This window comes from Streptomyces subrutilus (assembly GCF_008704535.1).
Classification (GTDB): domain Bacteria; phylum Actinomycetota; class Actinomycetes; order Streptomycetales; family Streptomycetaceae; genus Streptomyces; species Streptomyces subrutilus.
The window spans coordinates 3,777,538-3,800,079 of sequence record NZ_CP023701.1; the positions used below are offsets into that span (position 1 = coordinate 3,777,538).

The following is a 22,542-nucleotide window of genomic DNA, read 5'->3' on the forward strand; positions in this document are numbered from 1 at the left end:
ACCGACCCTAGACAGCGGCCCCGGTCCCGGCCGTCCTCTTTCGTCGCGCCGTCCCCGACGAAAGTCGTCACCGCGGCCGCCGGGTGTGAAGTTCTCACGGTCCGGGGGGCGTCAGGTCACGGCCGACCGGTGTCGACGTACCTGTCCCGGCCGGGGGTCCGGGTGCGAGCCTGTGGGAGGTCACCGAAGGGAGCGGGCATGGAGCGGCTGGAGATCGGATTGCTGGGGCCCCTCGTCGTCACGGTCGGCGGCAGGTCCGTCGTACCCAGTGCCGCGAAGCAGCGCAGGCTGCTCGCGCTGCTGGCCGTGAACCTGGGGCGCGAGGTGAGCATGGGGACGATCGTCGAGGAACTGTGGGGCGGGTGCCCGCCCAGCGGTCCGGCCGCGGCGGTGCAGACGTACGTGAAGCACCTGCGGCACCGCATCGCGGCCGTCACGGGCGCCGACCCCAAGGAGATCGTCGCCACCGGCTACGCGGGCTACCGGCTCGGCTCCGCCGGGGCCCGGGTCGACACCCGGGAGTTCGAGGCGACCGTGGCCGACGCCAACCGGGCGCTGGCCACCGGGGACGACGAGCGGGGCGCCGGGCTGCTGGGCTCCGGCCTGGCCGCGTGGCGCGGCCCCGCCCTGTGCGACGTCCAGCGGGGCGGAGTGCTGCGGGCGGAGGCGCTGCGGCTGGACGAAGTACGGCTGGCCGCGCTGGAAGCCCGGATCGCGGCGGAGCTGCGGCTCGGCGCGCACACCCGGCTGGTGAGCGAACTGACGGCGCTGACCTCGCTGTACCCGCTACAGGAGAACCTGCACGCCCACCTGATCCTCGCGCTGTACCGCAGCGGACGGGCATCGCGGGCGCTGGAGGTCTTCCGGCGGCTTCGCTCGACCTACGTGAGCGAGCTGGGCATCGAGCCGTCGCGGCGGCTACAGGAACTGCACCGGTCGGTGCTGGGCTGCGATCCGACCCTGGACGCACCGGTTCCGAGTCTGGTCACGCTGTAGTGACGACGTGAGATCTTCATGGCCACCGTATGACTCAGTGGCTGTCCCGGGGCCGGGGCCCGGCCCCATACTCGACGAATCCCGCCGCCCGGCAAGAGAGGTGCGATATGCGGCGCACGACTGGGGATGCCCCAACCGTCCATCTCTGGTCGCTGTCCGAGGACGTGGTCGTCGACCAGGGCGCGGGCGGCGACGCGCTGCTGCTCACCAGCCGCTGGGGTCAGGACCGGCTCGACCGGCCCAGTCCCGCGGTGCGCGAGGCGCTCCGCAGGATGGAGCTCGGCCCGGTGCTGCTGGGCAACGCCGTGAGCGGGACGGAGGAACTGCGCCTCCTCACGCTGCCCACCCTCACCCGGCTGTCCCACCTGGTGGTGCGCACGCTCGGCGTGGACGACCTGAAGGGGCCGCTGCTGTCCGTGTTCCCGCTCTCGCCCGCGGCGCCGTTCGTGTTGATCCGCCAACCCGGCGAGCGCCGGGTCCGGCTGCCCCGCCACGTGGCCCTCACCGTGCCGGAGTCGGGGACCGGATGCGTACTGGAGTCCGTCGACTCGACGCACCGGGTGGTGCTGCACCGGCCCGAGGCGGCCTGGGTGGCGATGATGCTGGCCTGGCCGACCACCCTCGCGGCGGCGTCGGCCGCGCTGCCGCTGCCGCCGAACGTCACCGAGGACATCTTCGGCTACCTGTCCGCCGCCGGGATGGTCGCTCCCGCGGACGAGCCCGCCGACGGACCCGCCGACGGACCCGCCGCCCGGTCCGCCTAGGACCCGCAGGGCCCGCCGGGCCGGCCCGCACGGCGCCCGCCGCGCCCGCCGCGCCCGCAGCACCCCGCAGGACACGGCCGGCATCGCGACAGCGGACCGACGAACCGTCAGGGCCGTCAGGCCGTCAGGGCCGTCAGACCAGCCAGCCCGCGTCACGGGCGATGCGGATGGCGTCGACCCGGTTGCGCGCGTTCAGCTTCGCCACCACCGTCGTCAGGTAGTTGCGCACCGTCCCGGTGGACAGGTGGAGCTCCCCGGCGATCTCCGTCGCCTCGGCCCCCTGCGCGGCCATCCGCAGCACCTCGGTCTCCCGGTCGGTCAGCGGGCTCTCCAGCCCGCTCCACGCGGCCAGGGCGAGCTTGGAATCGATGACCCGCTGGCCGGCCACCACCCGGCGGATGGCACTGGCCAGTTCCTTCGGCGAGTCGTCCTTGAGCAGGTAGCCGGAGACCTGGGCCGCCAGGGCCCGGCGCAGGGTCCCGGGCCGGCCGAGGCTCGTGAGCATCAGCGTCCGGCACTCGGGCAGGTGCTCGTGGATCTGCACGGCGGCGCTCAGCCCGTCGAGACCGGGCAGGTCGATGTCGATGATGGCGATGTCCGGCTTGACGTCGAGGGCGGCGGCGAGTATCTCGTCACCGCGCTCCAGTTCGCTGACGACCTCCAGGTCGTCCTCCAGGTTGAGCAGGGCGACGAGCGCCCCGCGCACCATGTTCATGTCCTCGGCCAACAGGATTCTGATCACCTTGCGAGCCCCCCCGTCCGCGCGGTCGATCTTGCGCCGTCGAGCATAGCAACGTGGCCGGATCCGGGCAGCGTCCCGAACGGGAACCCGTCACCTCAGGCGACGAGCCGCGGCCCGTCGTCCGTCACCGAACCCTCGTCGTCCCGGGCCGGACCGCCTTGCGCGGGGACGCGCGCGACCAGCCGGAACACGTCGCCCGGACCGCGGTCCACCATCAGTTCCCCGCCCACCGCGCGCAGCCGGATCTCCAGATTGCCCAGACCGCTGCCGCTGTGCGGGGAACTGTCCCGGTACCCCTCGGTGACGCCGTCGTTGGTGACCGAAAGCGTCATCAGGCCGGCCTCCTCCACGGCGGTGATCTCGCACTGCGCGGCCCGGCTGTGCCGCAGCACGTTGGTGACGGCCTCCCGCAGCACGGTCGCCAGGACCGTGTCCACCGGTGAGCTGACCCGTCCCATCCGGACGTCGGTCACCGCCTCGACCTCGGCGGCGCTCAGCACCGACCGGGCCGAACCGATCTCCTCCTCCAGCGACATGTCCCGGTAGCCGCTCGCGACCCGCCGTACGTCGGCCAGCGACTGGCGGGAGATCGCGAGGACGTCCTCGACCTCCTGCTTGGCCTTGGCCGGATGGGCCAGGATCAGCCGGTGGATGAGCTCGCCCTTGAGCTGGATGGCCGAGAGGCTGTAGCCGAGCAGGTCGTGCAGGTCGCGTGCGAAGCGCAGCCGTTCGCGCGTGACGGCGGCCCGGGTCAGCTCGTCGCGGCTGTCGTGCAGGAACCGGACCAGCTCCGAGAGCCGGCTCAGCCCGAAGGTGACCAGCCCCGTCAGCAGGGTGGTCTGGACGAGGTAGACGCTGTCGAGCATCGGCCGCCCCTCCAGCACCGGGGGCACCAGCATGCTGACGCCGACCAGCCCGTACAGGGTCCAGCCCAGCCGCGGGGGCAGGAGCAGCAGCAGGGAGCCCGCGAGGAACCCGGCCATCGCCCCCCACTGGGACTTCAGGGTGATGAGCGGCAGGTACGTGAAGAGCGCCTGGACACCGAGGGTCGCCGCCCGGCGCACGGCGGGAGCGTGCCGCGCGCCGGGCCGGGAGTGCAGGAGCTGGAGCCCGAAGACCGCGCCCAGGCAGCCCATGGCGGCCGCCAGGCCGCGTCCTTCGACTCCGGCACCGATGATGTTGAGGATCGTGATGCCCACATAGCAGAGGATCGCGACAATCAGGATGACCTCGGCCATGCGCGGAGCGGGCAAATCCCGACTTCGGCGCAGAATGCCCTCGACTACCACCGCCTCCGGCAGTTCACCCGAGGACTTGCGGCGGTGAGTCATGTCAATCCCCCTTCGGAACTTCCCTGCTTCGGGTCCAGCGCGAGCATAGGCCAGGGATTCCGGGGAAGGGCGGGATTCTCTCGTTCATACGAACATCGGGATGGGGTTGAGCTGGTCGTATGGTGTGGGAGAAGCCAGTCGGCCGAGGGAGACCGGAACGTCGAAAAGGCGGCCGGGAGCGAATCGGGCCCAGAAGTGGCGCAGTCCGGGAACGATGACTTTCACAACCGGAAGTTTCAGATCCGGGCGGGTCTGGTCCAGAACGAGCAAGTCCATCCCCATTCCCCGTACCAATTCGGTGATCATGTGCACATCATCGAGTAGATTCTCATTGCGCATCGGCGTCCAGTTCGCCGGAGTTCGCGCCGCCGCCTCCGGATCGGGGCGCAGATAGGGCTGGTTGGCGACCGTCGCCAGGTGCCACCAGGACAGCGGCTCCGGATCGGTGATCCGGTAGCCCGAGCCGTCCGGACGGACGTCGCTCACCGCGGGCAGCAACTGGCCCATCTCCGAGAGCGCCCGGCGCAGCGCCACCCGCGGATCGAAGTGCGCGCCGAAGCCGAAGATGACGTCCTGGTCGGGCTTGTCCGTACGCCGCGACAGCGCGGCCATCACCGGTATCCCCAGGTCGGAGGTGAGGTCGAGGACCCACACCTCCCGGTTCGCCCGTCGGTAACCGGCACGGACCCGCTCGGTCCACTCCTCCGCGAAGGCGTCCAGGTCCACCCCGGGCTGGCGGGTCCGGTTGTACCACCACAGGGCCACCGCGTCCCGCTCCACCAGCTCCAGGAAGCCCTGCACCACGGCGTCCTCCGGGCTGCTGCCCGCCGCGTTGCCGTTGGAATCCGCCCACAGCCCGTCCCAGGGAGCGCCCTGCGCCCCCGCCCCGCCCCGCTCGAAGTACAGCATCGAGGTGGGCAGCAGCCGCTGGACGCCCCCGGTGAGCGACCACACCGGGGTCCATTCGGTGGGCCGGGCCTCGTCGAAGGGCGTGGAGACGTAGTGGAACCGGGAGTGCTGCGCGTTCCAGTACTCCCGCTCCGCGTGCTGCCGGCCGGCGTACAGCTGGCAGTCGTTGGGGTGCACGGCGGCCGCGCCCAGGGCGCGCAGCGAATCCCGCAGGACCGGTTCGTCGCCGTGGCGGGTCCCGCTGTAGCGCTCGACCGCCTCGCACAGCGCGCTGGTGCGCGCCTCGTCGTCGGTACGGCCCTTGCCGCCGTTGAGCGCGCGCAGTCCGGAGCTCAGCCCGGCGTACGACGCCGACTCCATCGCCAGGTTCTGGCCGGACACGTAGGAGTGGACGAAGTCCGGGGCCCCGGACGACCGCCGGATCTCCTTGACGACCCCGGTCACCGGGTCCACCAGGTGCCCGTACGTCCGGAGCATCTGCGCCGCCGTCAGGGCCCGGTCGCCGCCGCCCGTCCCCGCGGCCTTGGGCCGCGCCGCGGGGACGAAGGGGGCCATGACCCGCCGGGCCACCAGCCCCGGGTCCCCGCAGCCCGCGCACTGGGGGAGCCGCACCACCGGGTGGGCGGCGGTGCGCAACCGCAGCGTGTCCAGCGCCTGCACCTGCCCCTGCTCCGGACTGCGCAGCCCCACCAGCCATTTCGCGGTCTCCAGGACGGCGATGTGCACCGCCAGCGCCGTACCGGCGGCCAGTCCGGCCGCCGGCCGCGGCACCGGACCCTCCAGGCCCAGGGCGCGCCGCACCGGCAGCTCGGAACGGCGGTGGCCGCGCAGCCGTACGGCCAGGCAGTGCCAGCAGGGGCCGGAGCCCGGCTCGAAGAACGGGCCGACCCACGGGTCCGTGCCGCACAGCTTCACCGGCAGCCACGTCCGGCCGGCGGACCGGTGCGAGGCGTCCGCGGCGGCCAGCGCGGGCGAGAGGTAGTCGTCGCACAGCACCAGGACCAGGGCGGCGGCCCGCGGATCCTCGGTGACCGGGATGCCCGACGCCCGGCAGGCGTCGGCCACCGGACCCGGGTCCAGGCCCGTCGGGGCCTCGATGGCGACCGACGCCCGGGCCAGCTCGGCGGCGGCCCGGCCCCCGTCCAGACCGGCCAGGTCCCAGTACGCCTCGGCCTCTTCGCCCCGGGGCACCGCCGCCGTCCCGGCCGCCCCCGCGGCGGCCGGCACGGTGAAGCGGATCAGCCCGGCATCGGCCAGGGCGAGCAGGGCCGCCTCGGCGTCCTCGGGGCCCAGGACCCGCGCGGCCTCACGCCGCACGGCCCGCACGGTACGGGTCCCGTCGAGCAGCGGCACGAGGACCTCGGCCTCGCTGCCGTGCAGGGCGGTCACCCCGCGCCGGGACACCAGGTAGGCGGCGTCGTCCGGTACGACCGTCGGTCTCAGGTGGGACTTGAAGCCCACGAACGCGCCCTCGTCCGCCGGCAGCGCGGCCGGACGCTCCGTTCCGGCCGCGTTCATGCCCCCAGCCGTCCGGCGGTCGGGGCCACCGGGCCGGTCACGCGCGTCAGGGCGCAGATCGAGAAGAGGACGACCGGAACCTCGGGCAGCGCATCGAGGTTCTCGATCACCAGGCCCCGTCTGAAGGAGCGGGCGGGGAGGGTCGCGGAGTCGGTGGAAAGGGTGCGGGCGCCGGCCGTAATGCTGGTCATGGCGGTGAGTTCCCTCTGCGTCGTCGGGAGCGGTTCCTGTCCGTTCGCTGACGATTCTGCGAGGAACGGCTGAGCACTGACAGTGCCCGGCTCACCACCGCGAGATGAAGATCTCACATGGGTGCGCGGCACCCCCCGGAGCACCGCCCCGACGGGGTGCGGACCGGTCGTGCGGGCGGGCCGCGCGGCGGCGGCCGGCCTTTAAGCGAGCGCTTGATGACGATGTTGCCCGCATCCGCTCTCCCTACGCTCGAATTCCCCTCGGGGCCCTCCCCGTTCCCTTTCCCCGTACCCGCGGGGGCGACCGCCCCCGCGAGGAAGAAGGTCCACGTGAACGCCACCGCCGAGGCCCCGCCGTACGGCCGAATCCTTCGGCTCGAAGAGCTCCTGGAGGCCGCCTGCGTCCGCGAGGACGACGTCGAGCGGGTGCTGTTCCTGGCCACCCACCAGTCCTGCGAGATCTTCTTCGCCGTCGTGCTGCGCCACCTCCAGGACGTGCGCGAGGCCCTGGACGCGGGCGACGGCTTCCTCGCGGCCCGCCGGGCGGCCCCGCTGCCCGTCATCTTCCGTACGCTCGTGGGCCAGTTCGACGGGCTGGCCACCCTCACCCCGGCGGCCTTCGAGGCGATCCGCACCGCCCTGGGCGAGGCCAGCGGCTTCCAATCCGCCCAGTTCCGGGAGATCGAGTACCTCTGCGGACTGCGCGACACCCGCTTCCTGAACACCGCCGGGTTCAGCGCCGCCGAGCGGGAGCGGCTGCGCACCCGGCTGGAGGAGCGCTCCGTGCAGGAGGCGTACCGCGACTACACGGCCGGCGGTCCGGACCGCGAGGCCGCCGACGCCGCCCGGCGGGCGCTGCTCGACTTCGACGAGGCGATGGCGCTGTGGCGGGCCCGGCACGCGGTGCTCGCCGAGCGGTTCCTGGGCGGCACCGCCGGCACCGCCGGCTCCGACGGGGCCTCGTACCTGTGGGCGGCGGCCCGCCGCCGGGTGCTCCCCGAGGTGTGGGCGGAACTGGCGTGAGCACCGCCGGACTCGACCTCGACTACTCGCCCAGCTCCCTCGTCCCCGACCTCGACGTGCACCTCGCGCGGTACGCCGCCGACAGCGCACGCGCCCGGGAGACCCTGCCGGCGCACCTGGACCTGCCGTGCGGACCGCTGCCGGAGCAGCGGCTCGACCTGTTCCCCGCGGCCGACCCGGGGGCGCCGCTGGTGGTCTTCGTGCACGGCGGCTACTGGCAGGAGCTCAGCAGGTCCGAAGCGGCCTTCGCGGCGGCGGACTTCGTGGCCGCGGGCGTCTCCTTCGCGGCGCTCGGCTACGGTCTGGCGCCCGGGTACGGGATGCGCGCCATCACCGCCATGGCCGCCGACTCCGTACGCCGTGTCTGCGCGGGCCGGGCCCGGCTGCCCGGCGCCCCCTCGGCCGTGCACCTCGCCGGACACTCCGCCGGGGCCCACCTGGTGGCCTCGGCGCTCCTGGACACGGCCGGCTGGCGTGCGGCGGGTCTGGACGCGGCGGCCGAGATCGCCTCCGCGACGCTGGTCAGCGGCGTGTACGCGCTGGAGCCGCTGACGGGCACCTACGTCAACGACGCGCTCGGCATGGACGCCGCCGAGGCCCGCGAGCTCAGCCCGCTGCTCCGGCTGACCGCCGGGGCCGCGGCGCTGCCGCCGCTGGTCGTGGCCCGGGGCGAGCGCGAGACGGCGGCCTTCGGGCGGCAGCAGGCGGAGTTCGCCGGGGCCGCGCGGGCGGGCGGCGCGGACGTGGCGGAGCTGGTGGTGCCCGGACGGCACCACTTCGACCTGCCCTTCGACCTCGGGCGGCCGGACACCGCCCTCGGGGCGGCCCTCGCCCGCCGGATCCGGGGGTGATCCGGTCCCTGCTGCCCGCCGGAGCCGTCGGCGCGGATGCCTTCGGGGACGCCCCCGAAGGGGTGCTGCTGCCGGCCGAGGAGGCGGCGGTGGCCGGCGTCGCGGCCGGGCGGCGGCGCGAGTTCGCCACCGTACGGCACTGCGCCCGCCGGGCCCTGCGCGAGCTCGCCGGGGACCGGCCCGGCGGGGCCGCGCGGGATCCGGTGGCGCTGCTGCCCGACCGGGACGGCGTGCCCCGCTGGCCCGGCGGGACCGTGGGGAGCATGACCCACACCCGGGGCTACCGGGCCGCCGCCGTCGCCCCGGCCGCGCGCGTGACCCGGCTCGGCATCGACGCGGAGCCGGACCGGCCGCTGCGCGCGGGGGTGCTGGAGACCATCGCGCTGCCGGCCGAGCGGTCGGCGCTGGCGGCCGCCTCCGGGGCCGGCGGCGCGTGCCGGGACCGGCTGTTGTTCTGCGCCAAGGAGGCCGCGTACAAGGCCTGGTTCCCGCACGTCCGGATCCGGCTCGGCTTCCGCGACGTGGAGATCGTCTTCGACGCCCGGGCCGGCGCGCTCCCGGCCGCCGGGCTCCCCGCCGCCGGGGCCCCGGCCGTCCTGGGCGGGTTCCGGGCGTACGTCCGGCACGGCTCCGGAGACGTGCTGCGGGGCCGCTGGGGCGCCGGAAGCGGACTGCTCGTCGCGGTCGTCGCCGACGACGCGGACGACGCCTCCGTCGAAGCGGCCCACGGCCCGCCGGGTGCGGACCGTGGACATTAGGCAGCCGCTTAAGAGCCTGTCCCGCCCCGGCCGGACCCTCCTAGCCTGCACAGAGCCCGCCCCGGGGCCGGTGGAGCCCCGCCCCCGCCCGCGCGGAACCACAGGAGGAGCGATGGTCCCAGCACCCCACCCCAGCTCGATCGCCGGCGACGTCCGGCCCGTCGCGGCCGAGTCGTTCGTGCACCTGGTCCGCGGCCACGCCCGGACCCGCCCGGACGCGGTGGCCGTACGCTCCGGCGACCAACGGATCACCTACCGGCAGTTGTGGCGGCGGGCCCTCGCCGTCGCGGACGCCCTGCGCGAGGCCGGGGCCGGCCCCGGTGACCGCGTCGCCCTGTGGGCCGACCGCACCGCCGGCACCGTCGCCGGTGCGCTGGGGGTGATGGCGCTGGGCGCGGCGTACGTGCCGATCGACCCGACGCACCCCGGCGAGCGGACCGCCTCCGTCCTGGCCGGAGCGGCCCCGGCCGCCCTGCTCCACGACGGCGCCGGCGGCGGGGCGCTGCCCGCCCTGAACGTGCCCGTGCTCGACGTGCGGGAGCTGCCGGACGCCGCCGGGCTGCCGGAACCGCCGCTGCCGGGGGCGCGGGACATCGCGTACGTGGTGTTCACCTCCGGCTCGACCGGCACTCCCAAGGGCGTCATGGTGCCGCACGGTTCGCTCACCAACTACGTGGCCTGGTGCGGCGACCTGGTGGCCGGGCCGGGCAGTGGCAGCCCGCTCTTCGGCAGCCTCGGCTTCGACCTGGCGATGACCTCCCTGTGGGTGCCGCTCGCCCAGGGCCGCACGGTCACCACGGTCGCGGGGATCTGGGACCAGCAGACCCTGTTCGGGGAGCGCGAGGACCCGTACGCCTTCGTCAAGATGACCCCCTCGCACGCCCGGTTCTTCGACGTCCTGGCCGAGCCGCCGCGCTACGACCGGGTCACGCGCCTGCTGATGTTCGGCGGCGAGGCCCTCGACCCCGCCCTGATCGCCTCGCTCGCCCCCCGGCTCGCCGGGGTCCGGCTGGTCAACCACTACGGGCCGACCGAGACCACCATCGGCTGCTGCGCGTACCGCTTCGACCGCGACCGCCTCCCCGCGACCCCCACGGTGCCCATCGGCCGGCCCGCCTGGAACACCCGGGCGTACGTGGTCGACGAGGCACTGCGCCCGGTGGCTCCGGGCGCCCCCGGCGAGCTGGTGATCGCCGGCCGGGCGGTCGCCGCCGGGTACCTCGGGGGCGCGGGCGGCGGGAAGTTCCTCGACGAGCGGGAACTGGGCGGCCCGGCCGGGGAGCGGGCCTACCGCACCGGGGACACCGTGGAGCTGCTGGCCCGGGGCGCGCTGCTCTACCTCGGCCGCGGCGACGACCAGTTGAAGGTCAACGGCCACCGGGTGGAACTGGGCGAGCTGCGCCACCACGTGCTGGCGGTGCCGGGCGTCGCGGACGCCGCCTTCGACATCGTGCGCGGACCGGTGGACACCCTGGAGCTGTTCGTCCGGCTCGGCGGGCGCGGGCCGCGCCCCGACGCGGAGGAGTTCTCCGCCCTGGTCCGCAAGACCCTGGCCGGGGCGCTGCCCTCGGCGCTGGTGCCGGGCGCCGTGCACCTGGTGGACGAGATCGTGGTGAACGCCAACGGCAAGACCGACCTCGCCGCGACCCGCGCCCGGACCCGCCGCTAGCCGGGCGGACGGACGGGGGCGGGTCACACCGGAGGGGTTACCAGATCACCCGCGGACGTCAGACGCAGCTCAGCGCTCCGTCAGCGCCGTCCGGGATCCTCGCAGGGCGGGCCACGGCCCCCCGCCGTCGAACGGCGCGGGGCACCGGGGGTGTCCTGTCGCTCGGGCCGCGAGCCGGCCGGGCGACGGGGCACCCCCAAGCCCGTACCCGACGACTCGGATGACGGAGTGAGCGACGTGTCGAACCCCTTTGACAACCAGGACGGAACCTTCCTCGTGCTGGTGAACGACGAAGGCCAGCACTCCCTCTGGCCCGCCTTCGCCCGGCGCCCCGAGGGCTGGACGGTGGCCCTGGCCGAGGGCCCGCGCGACGGCGCCCTCGCCTACGTGGAGGAGCACTGGACGGACATGCGTCCGGCCGGGCTCCGCGCGTCCGCCGGCGCCGGATCCGCCTGAGCGGGCGCCGGTCCGGGGCGGAGGGACGACTGTGGACGTAGACATGGCGATCCGCGCGGAAGGGCTGCGCAAGAGCTACGCCGGCCACGAGGCACTGGGTGGCGTGGACCTGGAGGTCCCGGCCGGCACCGTACTGGGCCTGCTCGGTCCCAACGGCGCGGGCAAGACGACGACCGTACGGATGCTGGCGACGCTGCTCGAACCGGACGGCGGACACGCGACCGTCGCCGGGTACGACATCGTGCGCGAGCCGCGCGAGGTGCGCCGCCGGATCGGACTGGCCGGCCAGTACGCGGCGGTGGACGAGATGCTCACCGGCCGCGAGAACCTCGAACTCATCGGCACCCTCGTCCACCTGGGGCGGGCCGCGGCCCGCACCAGGGCGCAGGAGCTGCTGGAACGGTTCGACCTGACCGCGGCCGGCGACCGGCAGGCCCGCACCTACTCGGGCGGCATGCGGCGGCGGCTGGACCTGGCGGCCTGCCTGGTCGCGACGCCGTCCGTGCTGTTCCTGGACGAGCCGACCACCGGGCTGGACCCGGTGAGCCGGATGGGCCTGTGGACGGTGGTGCGGGACCTGGTCGAGGACGGGGTGACCGTCCTGCTGACCACCCAGTACCTGGAGGAGGCCGACTTCCTCGCCGACCGCATCGCGGTCATCGACACCGGCCGCGTGATCGCGGAGGGCACCCCGGACGAGCTGAAGCGCAAGGTCGGCGAGGAGCGGCTGGAGGTGACCGTGGCCGTGCCCGGCCGCCTGTCGGACGCGGTGTCCGCGCTGCGCCGGATCACGGCGGCGGAACCGGTCGTGGACACCGCGCGCGGGGTGGTCTCCATCCCGGTCGGCGACGGCCTGGGCACGATCGAGTCGGCCGCCGGAACGCTGCGGCTGGAGGGCGTGGAGGTCTCGGACTTCGCCCTGCGCCGGCCCACGCTCGACGACGTCTTCGTCACGCTCACCGGCACTCCGGCCTGACCCGGCCGGGCACCCGCACGGCGGACCGCGGCCCGGGCACGGGGCCGGCCGCCGGCGCGGGCGCCCGGCCCCACTTCGACGACGGAAACCTAGCGGTACCACGGGGGCTCCACTGTGCAAAGGATCCATTTCACCGCCGCTGACGTCGCCCGCACCCGCCTGAAGATCACCGCGGGACCGCTGGTCGAGTCGGCCTTCGCCTACGGACTGCTCGGACGGGGCGTCAGCGCCCCGTTCGCGCGCTGGCGCAGCCAGGTCGGGGACCGGCTGCGACCCGGCCCCGGCCTGCCGGGCGCACCCGGCACGGACGGCGAAGCCGCCTTGGGCGTCCTGCTGCGGATCATCGAACAGGGCGCTGCGGGCGGTGAGCTCACCCGGGTCTGGCAGACCGCCGTGGCCCCGTACTGGGACCACCTGCTGGCCTTCCTCGAAGTCGAGTGCGAGGCACGGGGCCGGGTGCTGATGGGCGGCGGCGCCGAACTGCTGCTGACCACGCTGCACTCCCGGATCACCTGGCGGGCGCCGGTGCTGGAGATCCACGACGGGCCCGACGAGGACATCCGCCTGGACGGGCGCGGCCTGGTGCTCGCGCCGTCGGTGTTCCTCGCCCACCGGGCCGGCCGCGTCACGCGGAGCCTGGATCCGTCCGCTCCGGTGGTGCTGGCGTTCGGCGCGCCGCCGGACAGCCACCAGGCCACCGCCCTGTGGGACAAGCCGGACGGCAGCGGGCAGTCGCTGGGCGCGCTGGTCGGGCAGACCCGGGCCGCCGCGCTGCACGTGCTGCGGGCCAGCTGCACCACCACCCAGCTCGCCGACCGGCTCGGCATCTCGGCCGCCGGCGCCAGCCAGCACACCGCCGTGCTGCGCCGCACGGGCCTGATCACCACCCGGCGCGTGCGCAACACCGTGCTGCACACCCTGACCCCGCTGGGCGCGGCGCTGCTCAAGGGCATGACCGCGCAGGCCCCGGCCGCCGCCCGGCACCGGCCGCCCGCCGCGGCCGCTCCGGCCGGCGTCCTCCAGCACGCCTCCTGACGTCCCGCGCACCCGCCGCGCACCGCCGGCGGTCCCACCGTACGAAGGCCGCCCCCGGCACGGATCTCCGTGCCGGGGGCGGCCTTCGTACGGGCGGTGCGGGGGCTACTCCTTGATGCCCGCCAGGTCGCCGGGCCGGCCGCGCAGGACCGCACCGGCCGACAGCAGGGTGGTGGCCAGGGTCAGTCCGAGGGCGCCGCCGACCACGGTGACGATGATCCACGGGGAGCCCGTCGGGAGCGCCGTGCCGAGCACGCTCATGCTGAACGGCACCAGGGTCAGCAGCGCCACCAGCAGGCCGAGCACGATGCCCGCCACGGAGACCAGGACCGCCTCCATCGCCATCATCTGCATCACCTGCCGGCGGGTGGCGCCGATCAGGCGCTGCAGCATGAACTCGCGGCGCCGCTCGGTGGTGGCCAGCACCTGCGTGTTGACCAGGGCGATCGTCGCGTAGCCGACGACCACGGCGAGGACCAGGTAGGCCATCCAGGACTGGGTGTCGCTGTTGTCCGCGGCCACCGCCGTCAGCGCCTGCCGGTCGGTGACCCGCAGTCCGGGCTGCCGTTCGGCGAGGGTGCGCAGCGAGGCCTCCAGGGCGGCCCGGCCCGTGCCCGGCGCGGCGCTCACCATGATCTGCGGGACCAGTCCCGCGTCGGTGTGGCCGACCAGGACGGACGCCGGGACCAGGGCGGTCTCGTAACCGCGCTTGCCGTCGACGGTGGCGACCAACCTGAGGTCGACCCGGGTGCCGTCGCCCAGCCGCATGGGCACGGTGTCACCGATCGTGCGGTCGGCGGCGTAGCGGGCCGGGAGGGCCACGGTGGCGCCGCGCAGCGCGTCCAGGCTGCCGGAGGCGGCCCGGAAGGACGTCGTCGCGGCGATGCCCTCGGGGGTGACGCCCTGCATCGACACCTCGGTGGGCTGCGGTGCGCTCGACTCGCCGTCGCCGCCGTTCAGGGTCGGGTCGACGGGTACGTCGGGCTCGATGAAGCCGAGGCTCGGCACCTGGGCGGAGGCCGCCGCCACCCCGGGCAGCCCGCGGATCGCGTCCACCGTCTCCAGCGGCATGCCACCGGAGGCCGAGGTCACCACCGCGTCGGCCCGCAGGCTCTCCTCGAACGCCTGGTCGGCGCCGTCGGCCTGGGTGGTCTGCATGTAGATCAGGCCGACCGCGAGGCCGGTGGCCAGCATGACCGGCATCACCGCCGCCGCGAGCCGGGCCGTACGGGCCTTGGCGTTGCGGGTGGCGAGGTGGCCGGAGAGCCCGGACACCGCGCGCACCGGCCGGCGCAGCGAGGCGGTGATGCCGCGGGCCAGGACCGGGCCGAGGAGACCGAAGCCGGTCGTCCACACCATGGCCGCCGGAGTGGCGACGCTGCCGGCGTCCGGGCCGTCCATGCCGGCGGTGCCCACGGCCAGGGCGATGCCGCCGATCAGGCACAGCAGGCCCAGCACCGATCGGAAGCCGCTGAACCACCGGCGCTGGAGGCCCGCTTCGGCGAGCGCCTCGGTGGGCCGGGTGCGGGCCGCGCCGTTGGCGGCGATGAACGCGGCGCCGACCGCGGTGATCAGGGCGGTGCCCACGCCGACGATCAGCGGGACGGACCCGGCGCGGAAGACGATCGATTCGGGCACCACGCCCGCGTCGGCGAAGGCGCCCAGCAGCCAGCGCCCGACACGCGGACCGGGGATGCAGGCCAGCGCCGTCGCGATGGCCGCCAGCAGTACGGTCTCGCCCAGGATCAGCCGCCGCAGCTGGCCCGGGGTGGTGCCGATGGCACGCAGCAGCGCCATCTCGCGCTGCCGCTGCTGGATGGACAGGCCCAGGGTGGAGGAGGCGACGAACACCGTGACCATGGCGGACAGCCCGCCGAAGGCGGCGGCCAGCGGGATCAGGTCGCTGCCGTCGTCGATCACGCCCGGGTCCTCGGCGCGGCCCCGCTCGTCCCCGGTGAGCACGGAGACCGGCGCCCCGGCGACCGCCTTGCGGACGCCCTCGGCGACCGCGGCGGTGTCCGCGCCGGCGGCCGGGAAGACGCCGATGTTGTCCACGGTGCCGGACAGTCCGGCGGCGGACCGGGCGTCCAGGGCGGCGGCGTCGGAGAGGAAGACCCCGTCGTCCTCGCCGTTGCCGGCCGCCAGGCCGGAGACCTCGTACGCCTTCGAGGCGCCGCCGGAGCGGATCTCGACCCGGGAGCCGGGGCTCAGGCCCGCCCGCTGCGCGAGACGGGTGTCCACGACGACCTGTCCGGCGCCCGCGGGCGCGGCGCCCTGGGTGATCCGGTACGGGGTGAGGGCGGCGGAGGCCCAGCCGTGGCCGGTGACCGCGGTCACCGGTCCGCCGCCGGGCGGCGCGAGGGAGCCGGGGAAGGACACGTCGGCGGCGGCGCCGGCCACTCCCGGGACCGCGGCGATCTTCGTGGTCAGGGCCGCGTCGAAGCGGACCCGCTCGGGGAAGACCAGCTCGCTGGAGGTGCCGAGGTAGCGCTGCTCCCCGGTGACGACGACGGGGGCCGCGGCCAGCCGCTGGGGCGGGGCCGCGTTGTGGATGCCGGTCTCCAGCAGGCCGCCGCAGGCGACGACGATGGTCGCGCCGAAGAACAGCGCGATGAACGAGGCGATGAATCCGCCCTTGTGGTAGCGCAGGGTGCGCAGCGCGATCCTGATCACCGCGGCGCCCCCTGTCCCGTCGCCGCGGCCGCCGGACGGGTGCCCCAGGCACCCAGGTGGGTCATGCGCTCGGCGACCTGGTCGGCGGTGGGCCGGTCCAGGTGGTCGACGATCCGGCCGTCCGCGAGGAACAGCACCCGGTCGGCGTGGGAGGCGGCGACCGGGTCGTGGGTGACCATCACGATGGTCTGGCCGGCCTGTTCGACGGCCTCCCGCAGCAGGGTCAGCACCTCGCGGGCCGTGTAGGTGTCCAGTGCGCCGGTCGGCTCGTCGCCGAAGATGACCGCCGGCCGGGTGATCAGCGCCCGCGCGATGGCGACGCGCTGCTGCTGGCCGCCCGAGAGCTCGCCCGGACGGCGCTTCTCCCGGCCGCCCAGCCCGACCCGCTCCAGCACCTCGGCGACCGCGCCCTTCTGGGGGCGCTTTCCGGCCAGCCGCAGCGGCAGGGTCACGTTGTCCAGCACGGACAGCGCGGGCAGCAGGTTGAACGCCTGGAAGATGAAGCCGATCCGCTCGCGCCGGAACGTGGTCAGCTCCCGCTCCTTGAGCTTCGCCAGGTCCACGCCGTCCAGCAGCACCGAGCCCGAGGTGGGACGGTCCAGACCCGCCGCGCAGTGCAGGAAGGTGCTCTTGCCGGAGCCGGAGGGTCCCATCACCGCGGTGAAGGTGCCCCTGTCCAGGCCGATGCTCACGTTGTCGAGAGCGGCGACCTCGTTCTTCGCACCGCCGTAGACCTTCCGTACGGATTCGAGGCGGACGACGTGGCGACCCTGCGGGTCCGGTGTCCCTGTCATGGGTTTTCCTTCTGCTGGAAGCCGGCCCCGGGGAGGGGCCGGCTGGGGTGAGGGGTCGGGTCGGACGGGACGGGTCAGCTCTGCGACCAGGAGCGGAACTGCCGCTGCCCGTACAGGAGCGGCGGCAGGCTGTGCTGCCGGGTGATGCGGCGGGCGCCGCCGTAGACCGTGACGTGGTCGCCCATCGGCTGGGTGAGGACGACCTCGCAGTCCGCGATGGTGTGCGCGTCGCGGACCAGGTGCGGGCCGCCCGCGCCGGGCGCCTGCTCCCAGGGGACCAGCGCGAACCGGTCCGGATTGCCGGAGGCGAACAGTTCGGCGGTCTCCCGGGCCCGCGCGTGCAGGAAGTTGACGGAGAAGGAGCCGGAGGCCAGCAGCGCCCGCAGGGTGGGGCTGCCGGCCCGGAGGTTCACCAGCAGGGTCGGCGGGGCGAGCGAGACGCTGGTCACCGAGGAGCAGGTCATGCCCCACGGTTCGCCGTCCGGGTCACGGGTGGTGACGGCGCAGACTCCGGTGGGGAACTCGCTCATCAGCGAGCGGAAGGCGTCGGGCGACGCCTGCGCGCCGGCCGCCGCGGTGGGCTGGGTGGTCATCGGGTGCTGCCTTCCATCGCCAGGGCGAGTTCGGGTGCGGCGGGGCCGGCCTGCCCGGCCGGGTCGGGCGCGCGGCGCTCCCGGTGGTCGAGGAGACCGAGGAGCGGCCCGGTCAGGGCGGTGGTGGCCAGCGCCATCACGACCAGCGCGAGGACCATCGGCCCGGTCAGGATCCCGGCGCTGAAACCGGCCTGGAGCACGATCAGTTCGGTCAGCCCCCGGGTGTTCATGAGCACGGCCACCCGCCGGGCGTCGGCCGGCGGCCGGCCGCCGATCCGGGCACCCGCGTACGCGCCGAGGCACTTGCCCGCGCAGGCCAGCAGCACCGTGGCGCCGATCAGCAGCCAGGAGGCCTGCGAGAAGCTGCCGTTCAGCACGGTGACGCCGGTGACCACGAAGAACGCGGGCACCAGGAAGCGGCCGGCGCGGGCGATGCCGTCGACGGCGGGCGCCCACGGCGCGCGTGCGTCGCGGGGGATCGCGAAGCCCACCAGCGCGGCTCCGACGATGGCGGTCATGCCCATCTTCTCCATGACGATCGCCACCGCGAGGGTGGCCGCCGCCAGGACGACGGCGACGGTGCGCGGCGTCCTCCCGTACGCCCGCCGGGCCGGCGCGGTGCGCAGCGCGCCGCGGATCGCCAGCGCGCAGGCTCCGCCGACCGCCAAGGCGAGCACCGAGCGGAGGAAGCCGGCGAGACTGCCCTCGCCGAGGCTGATGGCGAGCATGCACAGCAGCCAGCCCACGGCGTCCACGGTGATGGCCGCGCCGAGCGCGACCCGGCCCGCGGAGGATTCGCTCATGCCGCGGTCGGTGAGGATGCGGGCCATCACCGGCACCGCGGTGATGGACATGGATACGGCGATCATCAGGACGAACGCGGCCAGGGGGGCGTCCCCGCGGGCCGCGGTGTCGTCGGTCAGCAGGACCAGGCCGGCCAGGAGCAGGCCGCTGACCAGCGGCGGGACCAGCGAGCCGGCCGCGACCCAGGCGGTGGTGCGGCGCGGCTGCGCCCCCGGGCCGGTCTGCAGCCGGTGGGCCAGGCCGACGAGGAACAGCGCGAGGGCGGCCTTGGAGACGAGCTTGAGGGTGTCCAGGACCGGAGCGGGGAGCACGGCGTCGAAGGCTCCGGGGCCCATCACGTGCAGGGCGGCCGGGCCCGCGAGCAGGCCCAGTGTGATCTCGCCGATCACCTCCGGCTGGCGCAGCAGACGGGCCGCCGCCCGCCCCGCCCACGCCAGCAGCAGGATCACGGCCAGCAGGGCGAGGACGTGCGCGGTGCGGGTCAGGATGTCGATAACTTCCATGTTTTCAGAGCCCTTTCCGGCCGCGGGACGGCCCTCAGCCGCGCATCCGGGCGAAGTAGTCGTAGGCCTTGGGAAGCGACTCGGTCAGCTGGCGGGTCTTCTCCCGGATCGCCTCGAACTCGCGCTCCGCTGCGGTCGGATCGGCCAGGGCGAGGGCCGGGGAGGGCTTCAGGTCGATGCCGCCCATGCCCAGGAGGATGCACATGTAGGAGTACGGCGGCAGGCCGTGGTAGTAGGGGAAGACCGTCTCGGAGTCGGGGAGCTGCGTCTTCCACTTCTCGATGCGGGCGGCCAGGGACTCCGGGATCGCACGGGTCTTCGCGTCGCGCCAGTACTGGGTGTCGTTGCGCTTGGCCGCGACGTAGTGCAGGACCAGGAACTCGCGCACGCCGTCCATGACGTGGGCGATGGAGTCGTTGTAGAGCTCGCGCTGGACCGGGTTCCAGTCGTCGCCGGGGAAGTTCTTGGCGAGCTGCTCGATCGCGTGGTGGATGAAGAAGATGCCGGTGGACTCCAGGGGCTCGACGAAGCCGCTGGACAGGCCGATGGCGACGCAGTTCTTGACCCAGGAGTTCTCGCTGCGGCCGATGCGCATGGTGATGTGGTTGGCCGGGACGTCCGCGGCGGCCGGGCCGACGAACTCGCGCAGCGTGCGCTCGGCCTCCTCCGGCGAGAGGTAGTCCTTGGCGTAGACGTAGCCCGTGCCGACGCGGCCCATCAGCGGGATCGTCCAGATCCAGCCGGCGTCCTGCGCGGTGGCGGTGGTGCAGGGCAGGATGCCGCGGCGCTCCATGTCCATCGGGACCTGGAGGGCGACGGCGCTGTCGTTGGGCAGCGTGTCCTTGTACGAGATGAAGGGCGTCTCCAGGGCCTTGTTCAGGAGCAGGCCGCGGAAGCCGGTGCAGTCGATGTACAGGTCGCCGGTGATGTCGCCGTGGTCGGTGGTGGTGACCCCGGAGATCCAGCCGCGCTCGTCGAGGGTGACCTGCTCGACGTGGTCGACGACGTGCTTCACGCCGCGCTCGACCGAGTACGTCGTGAGGTACTTGGCCAGCAGCGACGCCTCGAACTGGTAGGCGTAGGGGAACTGCGTCTTGCCCTGGTGCTCGACCATCGTCAGGCCGGCCATCTCGTCCGCGCCCTCGACGAACGGCGAGTCGATGAGCGTGCCGTCCTCCTTGCGCGGGCTGAGGCCGGCGTCGATGACCGAGGCCATCACGAAGCAGTCCTTGTCGAAGCGGTCCGTCGGGCCGTTGCGCAGCCACCAGTCCGTGAGCGGGAACCCGTTGACCGACCGCATCTGCTCGAACGGGTGGTAGAAGTAGTGGCCCTCCTCCCGCCAGTTCTCGAACTTGACGGCGAGTTTGTACGTGGCGTTGCAGGCGGGCATCCAGTCCTTCTCCTTGAGTCCGAGGAACTCGAAGAAGTGGCGGATGTCGCTGAACGTCGCCTCGCCCACACCGACCGCGCCGACGTGGCCGGACTCGACCAGCGTGATGTCGATGCGGTCGCCGAACGCGGCCTTGAAGTACGAGGCCGTCATCCAGCCCGCGGTGCCGCCGCCCACAATGACGATCTTGTTGAGCATCCTGTTGACTCCCCTGTAGCTGACTGATCGCGGATGACCGGAGCCTAGGAACGGGCCGCGGGCCGGCACAGACCTTTAAGTGCTCGGCTAATGTCGCTGGCAGGGGGCGAATTCCGGACACCTCGCGAGGCGTCAGCGTGGTGTCAGGGAAGGTGGGCAGTATGCCGACAGGACTACTCCACGGCAAGAGCAACGGACCGGCCATACCATGTGGCCGATTTCCGGCTGCCCCGATGGTATTTCCCCCGATCGGTTGACCCGGGACACGATGAGGGCCTGCCGAACACAACGGGGGTTTACAGAAATGGAAATCAACATACTCGGTTCCGTCTCCCTCACCTGGGGAGACCGCACCTACGCCATGGCCTCGAAGCGGGTCACCTCGCTCCTGACGTTCCTCGCCCTCTCGCCGCGCACCACGGTCTCCTCCGACCAGATCGAGGACGAGCTCTGGGCGGACCAGCGCATGACCAACGCGCGCAACGCCCTCCAGGCCAACGTGCTGCGCCTGCGCAAGTACCTGGAGTCCCTCACCGGGATCAAGGGGACGGAGCTGATCCGCACGGTCGGCAGCGGCTACCTGCTCGACCTGGCGCCCGAACGCGTGGACGCCCACCGCTTCCTGCGGCAGGCCGAGGCCGGCGCCACCCTGGTCCACGAGGACCCGGCGCGGGCCATCACCGAGCTGGAGCGGGCGCTCGCCCTGTGGCGCGGGCCGGCCCTGATGGACTCCGTCGACGGGATCCGCATCCGGCTGGCCGCCTCGCACCTGGAAGAACGCCGGATCACCGCGTACGAGGACCTGATCACGGCCATGCTCACCGCCGCCGCCCACCGCATCTCGGTGCCGGAGCTGCGCCAGCTCGCCGTCGAACACCCCGAGCGGGAACGGCTCAGCGAACTGCTGATGCTGGCCCTGTACCGGGAGGGCCGGCAGGCCGAGGCCCTGGAGGTGTTCCACGGCGCGCGCCGCCGGCTCGCCGGCGACCTGGGCCTGGAGCCCGGCCGCGCCCTGAACCGGGCCTACCAGGCGATCCTGGAGCAGGACGACGTCCTCGGGGAGCCGCGCCAGGCCCTCGTCTACGCCGGCGGGCGGGCCTGACGGACGGCGCGCGGCCGACGCACCGCTGACGCCCCGCTGTCCTCCGGCTGACGTTCCGCGGGCGCCCCTTGCCCCGAAGCGGAACGCCGATACCGTGAATCGACGGGTTCCGTCCGAGCGACCCCGCCGCCCGACGCCCCTTTTTCCGGCATTTCCGGAAGGGTCGTCCGGCGGCGCGGAGCACGCGGACGGAATTCCGCTTTCCGGGAACCGCCTACGGGGGCAGGACATGGAACTCGAATTGCGTCACGCTCGCATTGTCGTCACGATCAGCACCACCGGCAGCATTTCCGCCGGAGCCCAGGAACTCGGCCTTCCGCAGCCGAGCCTCACCGCACAACTGCGCCGCATCGAAAGGGCGGTCGGCGGCGACCTCTTCGTCCGCTCCCGGTCCGGGGTGAGCCCGACCGAGCTCGGGTCGCGGCTCGTCCCGCGCCTGGCCGACCTGGTCCGGCGGGCCGACGAGGTGATGGCCGAGGCGGTGGCCGCCACCGGTGGCCCGCTGTGCCTGGGCAGCACCGAATGGACCCCGCCGACGCTGCGCGAGGCCCTCCAGGCCGCGCTGCCCGACACCGCCGTGCAGACCCGGACGCTGGACCCGGCGGCCGCGCTGCACGCCGTGCGGCACGGCACGCTCGCCGCCGCGCTGGTGTCCCGGGCCCCCGGCCCGCCGGGCGACGGCGCCCGCGGGGACGTGGACGGGGACGGGGACGGCAGTGGCTCGGCCCTGGGGCGGACCCTGATCGTCCGCGAGCCGGTGTGGCTCGCCGTCCCGCCCGGCCATCCCCTCGCAGCGGACGGCCCGGTGGACGCGGCCGGACTCGCCCGGTTCGCCGGCCGCCCGGGGACGGCCTGGGTGCGCTCCGCCCCGGACCACTGGTTCGCTCCCGTGGAACGGCGCCTGCTGGACGGCTCCGGCCCGGCCGCCGGCCGGGTGCTGCACCACGTCAACAGCCACCAGGAGGCCATGCACTGGGTGCGCGACCACGGCGTGGCCGCGCTCACCACGCCCTCCGGGGCCCTGCCAGGAGTGGACCTGGTGCCGGTGGCCGGAACCGAACGGGTCGAGCTGGCGCTGGTGTGGCGGGCCAGCGCCGTCTCCCGCGAGACCCTCCGCACCCTGGTCGACACCCTGCGCGCGTACTACTGCGCCTACGCCCGCACCAGGCCCGGCTACTGGGAGTGGATCCGGCGCCACCCGGCCGACTTCCGCGAGCTCCGCCGGCACCTTCCGGAGCCCGTCGACGCCTGAGCCCGGCCGGCCCC

At 74.2% G+C, this 22,542-nt stretch carries 20 protein-coding genes; 11 read left to right on the forward strand and 9 right to left on the reverse strand.

Annotation, left to right across the window (positions count from 1 at the left end):
* The first annotated feature begins 198 nt into the window (after positions 1 to 198).
* Both CP968_RS16525 and CP968_RS34105 read left to right on the forward strand, forming a co-directional pair.
* Positions 199 to 996, forward strand: a complete 798-nt coding sequence (locus CP968_RS16525) for an AfsR/SARP family transcriptional regulator (RefSeq protein ID WP_229886383.1) — start codon at positions 199 to 201, stop codon at positions 994 to 996.
* A gap of 164 nt (positions 997 to 1,160) precedes the next feature.
* Complete coding sequence (locus CP968_RS34105; RefSeq protein ID WP_167536717.1) at positions 1,161 to 1,760, forward strand: NADH oxidase; 600 nt, start codon at positions 1,161 to 1,163, stop codon at positions 1,758 to 1,760.
* A gap of 133 nt (positions 1,761 to 1,893) precedes the next feature.
* Here CP968_RS34105 and CP968_RS16530 read toward each other — a convergent pair whose 3' ends face one another.
* The 4 genes from CP968_RS16530 to CP968_RS16545 form a co-directional block, all read right to left on the reverse strand.
* On the reverse strand, positions 1,894 to 2,502 hold the full coding sequence (locus CP968_RS16530) for a response regulator transcription factor (protein WP_150518750.1): 609 nt from the start codon (positions 2,500 to 2,502) through the stop codon (positions 1,894 to 1,896).
* Positions 2,503 to 2,597: 95 nt separating this feature from the next.
* A complete protein-coding gene (locus tag CP968_RS16535) occupies positions 2,598 to 3,740 on the reverse strand; it encodes a sensor histidine kinase (protein WP_229886386.1) in 1,143 nt (380 codons plus the stop codon).
* A gap of 177 nt (positions 3,741 to 3,917) precedes the next feature.
* A complete protein-coding gene (locus tag CP968_RS16540) occupies positions 3,918 to 6,260 on the reverse strand; it encodes a TOMM precursor leader peptide-binding protein (RefSeq protein ID WP_150518752.1) in 2,343 nt (780 codons plus the stop codon).
* Positions 6,257 to 6,451, reverse strand: coding sequence for a hypothetical protein (locus tag CP968_RS16545; RefSeq protein WP_150518753.1), 195 nt, complete (start codon positions 6,449 to 6,451; stop codon positions 6,257 to 6,259). The genes CP968_RS16540 and CP968_RS16545 overlap by 4 nt, the downstream gene beginning before the upstream one ends.
* 330 nt (positions 6,452 to 6,781) lie before the next feature.
* Here CP968_RS16545 and CP968_RS16550 point away from each other — a divergent pair, with 330 nt between their 5' ends.
* The 7 genes from CP968_RS16550 to CP968_RS16580 all read left to right on the forward strand — a co-directional run bounded on the left by CP968_RS16550 (position 6,782) and on the right by CP968_RS16580 (position 13,219).
* Positions 6,782 to 7,474 carry a tryptophan 2,3-dioxygenase family protein gene (locus tag CP968_RS16550; protein WP_167536811.1) on the forward strand — a complete coding sequence of 231 codons (693 nt, stop codon included), beginning with the start codon at positions 6,782 to 6,784 and terminating at the stop codon, positions 7,472 to 7,474.
* Positions 7,471 to 8,325 carry an alpha/beta hydrolase gene (locus CP968_RS16555; protein ID WP_229886387.1) on the forward strand — a complete coding sequence of 285 codons (855 nt, stop codon included), beginning with the start codon at positions 7,471 to 7,473 and terminating at the stop codon, positions 8,323 to 8,325. The genes CP968_RS16550 and CP968_RS16555 overlap by 4 nt, the downstream gene beginning before the upstream one ends.
* Positions 8,322 to 9,083: a 4'-phosphopantetheinyl transferase family protein gene (locus tag CP968_RS16560; protein WP_150518756.1), complete on the forward strand. Its 762-nt coding sequence runs from the start codon at positions 8,322 to 8,324 to the stop codon at positions 9,081 to 9,083. Before CP968_RS16555 ends, CP968_RS16560 begins: the two co-directional genes overlap by 4 nt.
* 112 nt (positions 9,084 to 9,195) lie before the next feature.
* On the forward strand, positions 9,196 to 10,752 hold the full coding sequence (locus tag CP968_RS16565) for an amino acid adenylation domain-containing protein (protein WP_150518757.1): 1,557 nt from the start codon (positions 9,196 to 9,198) through the stop codon (positions 10,750 to 10,752).
* A 237-nt stretch (positions 10,753 to 10,989) separates the two neighbouring features.
* The gene (locus tag CP968_RS16570; protein ID WP_150518758.1) at positions 10,990 to 11,208 is read left to right on the forward strand and encodes an MbtH family protein; all 219 of its coding nucleotides are present in this window, start codon (positions 10,990 to 10,992) and stop codon (positions 11,206 to 11,208) included.
* A gap of 43 nt (positions 11,209 to 11,251) precedes the next feature.
* Positions 11,252 to 12,184, forward strand: coding sequence for an ATP-binding cassette domain-containing protein (locus CP968_RS16575; RefSeq protein ID WP_150518759.1), 933 nt, complete (start codon positions 11,252 to 11,254; stop codon positions 12,182 to 12,184).
* Positions 12,185 to 12,298: 114 nt separating this feature from the next.
* The gene (locus CP968_RS16580; protein ID WP_150518760.1) at positions 12,299 to 13,219 is read left to right on the forward strand and encodes an ArsR/SmtB family transcription factor; all 921 of its coding nucleotides are present in this window, start codon (positions 12,299 to 12,301) and stop codon (positions 13,217 to 13,219) included.
* A gap of 105 nt (positions 13,220 to 13,324) precedes the next feature.
* On the opposite strand, the gene CP968_RS16585 is transcribed toward CP968_RS16580, so the two are convergent.
* The 5 genes from CP968_RS16585 to CP968_RS16605 form a co-directional block, all read right to left on the reverse strand.
* Positions 13,325 to 15,892, reverse strand: a complete 2,568-nt coding sequence (locus CP968_RS16585) for an FtsX-like permease family protein (RefSeq protein ID WP_150518761.1) — start codon at positions 15,890 to 15,892, stop codon at positions 13,325 to 13,327.
* Positions 15,889 to 16,686 carry an ABC transporter ATP-binding protein gene (locus CP968_RS16590; RefSeq protein WP_150518762.1) on the reverse strand — a complete coding sequence of 266 codons (798 nt, stop codon included), beginning with the start codon at positions 16,684 to 16,686 and terminating at the stop codon, positions 15,889 to 15,891. Before CP968_RS16590 ends, CP968_RS16585 begins: the two co-directional genes overlap by 4 nt.
* 74 nt (positions 16,687 to 16,760) lie before the next feature.
* On the reverse strand, positions 16,761 to 17,279 hold the full coding sequence (locus CP968_RS16595; RefSeq protein WP_150518763.1) for a flavin reductase family protein: 519 nt from the start codon (positions 17,277 to 17,279) through the stop codon (positions 16,761 to 16,763).
* Positions 17,276 to 18,586 carry a cation:proton antiporter gene (locus CP968_RS16600; protein WP_150518764.1) on the reverse strand — a complete coding sequence of 437 codons (1,311 nt, stop codon included), beginning with the start codon at positions 18,584 to 18,586 and terminating at the stop codon, positions 17,276 to 17,278. Before CP968_RS16600 ends, CP968_RS16595 begins: the two co-directional genes overlap by 4 nt.
* Positions 18,587 to 18,620: 34 nt before the next feature.
* Positions 18,621 to 20,174 carry a tryptophan halogenase family protein gene (locus CP968_RS16605; RefSeq protein ID WP_150518765.1) on the reverse strand — a complete coding sequence of 518 codons (1,554 nt, stop codon included), beginning with the start codon at positions 20,172 to 20,174 and terminating at the stop codon, positions 18,621 to 18,623.
* A gap of 304 nt (positions 20,175 to 20,478) precedes the next feature.
* Between CP968_RS16605 and CP968_RS16610 the strand changes: the two genes are divergently transcribed.
* Together CP968_RS16610 and CP968_RS16615 are read left to right on the forward strand one after the other, a co-directional pair.
* On the forward strand, positions 20,479 to 21,276 hold the full coding sequence (locus CP968_RS16610) for an AfsR/SARP family transcriptional regulator (RefSeq protein ID WP_268253275.1): 798 nt from the start codon (positions 20,479 to 20,481) through the stop codon (positions 21,274 to 21,276).
* 241 nt (positions 21,277 to 21,517) lie between these two features.
* Entirely contained in the window at positions 21,518 to 22,528 is a 1,011-nt protein-coding gene (locus CP968_RS16615; RefSeq protein WP_229886388.1) for a LysR family transcriptional regulator, read from the forward strand.
* Positions 22,529 to 22,542 lie beyond the last annotated feature (14 nt).